Source organism: Polaromonas sp. P3_C2, from assembly GCF_056402675.1.
Map to the genome: position 1 here is coordinate 1 of NZ_JBFUGX010000387.1, position 4,040 is coordinate 4,040.

Consider the following 4,040-nt stretch of genomic DNA (forward strand, 5'->3'; position numbering starts at 1 on the left):
GGTCCATGCCGTGGGTCGGCCATTCGGCCAATTTCTCCAGCGTGGCGGCATCACGCAGGCCGACCAGGCCTTCGCCGGTTTCGAGGTTTGTTTCGGTGGTGTAGAGCGTTTTGCCGTCGGGGCTGGCGATCACGTGGCCGTTGAAGGCGCGGTCGGGCTCGGCCCAACCCCAGGCGATGGCCTGGCCGGTGCCGTCGCCTTCGGGCTTCCAGCGCAGCAGCCAGTCGCCCGGCCGGCGGGCCACCGCCAGCAGCGTGCCGCTGCGCTCAACCCACACACCATGGGCGCGCGTCGGTACGTCGAGTGCGGCGCTGACCCGGAGCGCGGCGCTGCGATACGCCAGCACACCGACCTGGTAGCCGTGCGCGGCCTCCCAGACGGCGGCCAGCTGCTGCGGCCGAGTAGTGGCGGTGACGGCAGCTGCCAGGGCGGGACTGAGCCAGGCGCTGGTGCCGGCCGCTGCCAGCACCAGCCATTGCCGGCGCCGCAGTGTTGTCAGGGCCTCAGCCTTATTCATGCAAATTCCTAGTCGCCGTCGGCGTCTGAAAAGCCGATGCTCACTTCCAGCGCTGGCGCGATGTCGGCTTCCGCGAGTTTTTTCAGGTCGGCCAGTGAACGCCCGGCGCTGCCCATGCCGGCCTTGTTGACGGGCGATGCGCTTTGCATGGCTTTGTCGGCTTTGTTCACCGCTTGCGCGAGCTGGTTGGCCGGCTCGTTGCGSCCGAGCCCGCGCAAATAGGTTTCCAGCGGTGCCAGGCCGGCACCGGGTAGCGGTGCTTCACGCGCCTGTGACGCGCCCAGTGTGCGCAGCGCCTGCCATTGCGCGGCCCAGCGCGCTGCAGTCTGGCCGCTGGCGCTGCGCGCATAAGCGGCGTTGCGGTTACCTTGCGCCCCGGCCATGCGGGGCTTTTCCATCTCGGCCCAGCGCAGGCGTTCCAGCGAGCCGGTCCACTGGTTGACCAGCTCGCTCATCGCCGGCCCATTGCTTTCTTCCGATTCGCCGGGTTGGCGCGCTGCCAGCTCGCCGAAGGCTTTGGCCAGCGTGTCAGCTTCGCGCTGGATATCGGCAGCCACCTGCACGGCGTAGCGGCACGCCGGCATGTCGGGTACTGACGACGAAACAGGCTGGCTCCACAGCAGCCATTCGAGCGCCGGCAAGCCCTTGGCCGGCGTGCCTATGCTTTCCATCGCGGCGGCATCTTGCGGCGCTGACTGAATCGCCCGCTTGATGAGCTCGGGCCGCGTCGGCGAAAAGTCGATCTGCCGCGCGGAGCGCCGCTGCACCAGCGGGCCGATTTGCACGCCGCTCAAGCGGTCCCAGGCGAGCGCGGTGGTTTTCCAGCGATCGCGGGCCTGCTCCAGTCGGGCAGCGGCAGTGTCTGCATTCGCATCGCACACCGCAGAGACCGCTGACGGCAAGGCACCGGCCTGTTCGGCAAACGCAGCGGCCTGCGGCGCGTACCAAAAGCGATAGACGCCGCGCATGAAATCACCCGCCGTATAGAACGGCACGGCAACGTTGGGCGCGACGGTTTGCGCGTGCAGGGCGCCGCAGGCCAGCAGGGAAAGCACGCCAGCTACAGCCAGCAGGGCAGGCCGGCATGGAGGGCGAAGCGTATTCATGAGGCTCATAACGACTCGAGAAATTTCACCAGCGCGGCGCGTTCCTGCGCATTCATCCGCAGGACTTTGTCCTTGCTGGCTTTGGCTTCGCCGTCGTGCCACAGCACGGCTTCCAGCGCGCCGCGCGCGCGGCCGTCGTGCAGAAGACGGTTGTGGCCGTTCACGTCGGGCACCAGGCCGATGCCCCACAGCGGCGGCGTGCGCCACTGGCGGCCATCGGCCAGGAAGTCGGGCCGGCCGTCGGCCAGGCCTTCGCCCATGTCGTGCAGCAGCAGGTCGGTGTAGGGCCAGATGGTCTGGCCTTGCACGGCCTTGCTGCCCAGCCGCGGAAACGGGCTTTCGCCGGTGACGTAGCTCGGGCGGTGGCAGGCGGCACACTGCGCTTGGGCAAACAGTTTCTGGCCGCGCACCACCTGGGCATCGCGCGGATTGCGGCGTGCCGCCGGTGCCAGCGTGGTTTCATAAAACACCACGTCATTGAATGTTTTTTCGTCAATCTCGCTCGCCTTGCCCTGTGCGCCGCGCGGCGCCGCCAGGCAGTCTTTCTGGGCGGCCGTGCATGTCTCTTTCGGAAAGACCGGCGAGGTGATGCCCATGTCGCCGAGGAAGGCGCCGGCGGTCTGGTGCGCCAGCGTGGCGACGTTGGCCTTCCAGCCGAAGCGGCCTGTGCGCATCTGCTGCGTCGGCGCGTCCCACACCTGGTTGACGACGCCACGCACCGGACTGTCGGAGGCGGCCTGCTCGCGCGCATTGCGCAGGATTTCCGCTTCAGGAATCGCTTCGAGCAAACCCACGCCGGCCATCTGCGGCGCGATGCGCGGGCTCACCATCACATCTTTGGCCATCGGGCCGTAGTTGAGTTTGCTGAAACCGTAGCGGGGCTTTTGCAGCTGGTAGGGTGTGCCGTCGGCGAACTTGCCGCGCACCACGTCGTAGCGCAGGGATATCTGCCCCTCGGGCATCACGCCCTGCACCGCGAAATTGGAAAACTGGTCGCCGTATACCGGGTCCGGCAGCGGCCCGCCGTGCGCGTCCTTGCCCGGCACCGACAGGCGCAGCAGCAGGCCGACCGGCTGGTCGGCCAGGCCGCGGTTGAAGTCGGGCGGTGCGCCGCGCCCGTCCTGCACATGGCAGCCGCCACAGGAGCGGGCGATGAAGTGCGGGCCGAGGCCGTCACGCGCGGTGGTGGAGGAGGGCGCCTGCACCCAGTTGCGCTTGAAGAAAGAATTGCCGATGACAAAACGCGTGCGTTCCTCGTCGCCCAGGTTGGCCAGCGGAAATGAAAACGCGTTGTGGCCGGTGGCAAACACCGTGGTGTCGCCGCCGGTTTTCTCGTCGTCGGGCGCCGTGCCGGCTTGCGCACCCGGCCCTGCCGACGCCCAGAAGGCCAGCCCTGCCAGTCCCGCTGCGGCCATGCAGGCAAGCACTACACGCGCAGGGCGCGCGACCATCCGGGACGAAGCAGCGTCGGCCATTTAAGGTTTGACCAGGGTCAGCTTGGTGATGCCGGCGGCGTTGGCGGCTTCCACCAGGTCCTTGCTTTGCTGCACCAGGCTGTCGACGGTTTTTTGCACGCGCAGCCGGCCGGGTGCGTCTTTGGCGCCGACGATTTCGCGGTCAAACGGTGCCTGAATGCCTTCGGCGGTGGCGACGGATGCTGCGATCTGCTTGCTGGTGCGGTCTGCCAGTGCCGGGTTTTTCACCGCCACCAGGTCACGCAGCGACGGGCCGGCCAGCGTCGTGCCGTCGGCGCGCTTGTACTGGCCCAGCCAGGCGTTCTGGATGCCTTTGGCGTTGTTCACCACATCGCGGTGCGTGTTGTCGGAAAAGCATGAGTGCTCATCTTCCTGGTCCTGGCTGGCCAGGGCGACTTCGAGGCGTTCACCGGCGAGTTCACCGCGCGAAAGCGAGCCCAGGCCGACAAACATCTTGCGCACCGACTCCATGCCGCCGCGCTCGAACTTCGCGCGGTAGGAGGTCGACGTGGGCGCCCAGGCTTTGGTGAGGATTCCGAGGTCATCGACCAGCAGTTCGGTCACCACCTTGAGGTATTGGCGGCGGCGGTCGGCGTTGGGTTTCTTGCCGTCCACAAAATCTTCAAACGACCGGTTGCCTGGGCCGGTGGTGCTCAGGTCCTGGCCCCACAGCAAAAATTCAATCGCGTGCCAGCCAGTGGCGATGTTTTCTTCGCCGTTGCGCTCGTTCAGGCTGGCCAGCCGTTTTTTGTTGATCACGGCCTTGCGGTTGTTGATGATGCCGGCGTTGGGCGCGTCCTTCACGTAGTCGACATAGGACTCGTCCATGGGCCAGGCATTGATGCGGCCTTCGGGGCCGTTCTTGTCATCGATCGGGCCGCCGTAAAAACGGAAGGCCTCGGTCTGGCCGTAATACTCGCGCGCGTCCAGCCAGGCCTTGCG

General features: G+C 67.0%; 4 protein-coding genes. All 4 read right to left on the bottom strand.

Annotation, left to right across the window (positions count from 1 at the left end; all coding sequences use genetic code 11):
- On the bottom strand, positions 1–517 hold a 517-nt coding region (locus AC1DWI_RS15555; protein ID WP_477725163.1), incomplete at its 3' end, for a DUF1513 domain-containing protein.
- An 8-nt stretch (positions 518–525) separates the two neighbouring features.
- The gene (locus tag AC1DWI_RS15560; protein ID WP_477670164.1) at positions 526–1,623 is read right to left on the bottom strand and encodes an imelysin family protein; all 1,098 of its coding nucleotides are present in this window, start codon (positions 1,621–1,623) and stop codon (positions 526–528) included.
- A 5-nt stretch (positions 1,624–1,628) separates the two neighbouring features.
- The gene (locus tag AC1DWI_RS15565) at positions 1,629–3,074 is read right to left on the bottom strand and encodes a di-heme oxidoreductase family protein (protein ID WP_477725164.1); all 1,446 of its coding nucleotides are present in this window, start codon (positions 3,072–3,074) and stop codon (positions 1,629–1,631) included.
- Between the two features lie 24 nt (positions 3,075–3,098).
- A partial coding sequence (locus AC1DWI_RS15570) for an imelysin family protein (protein WP_477725165.1) occupies positions 3,099–4,040 on the bottom strand: 942 nt, incomplete at its 5' end.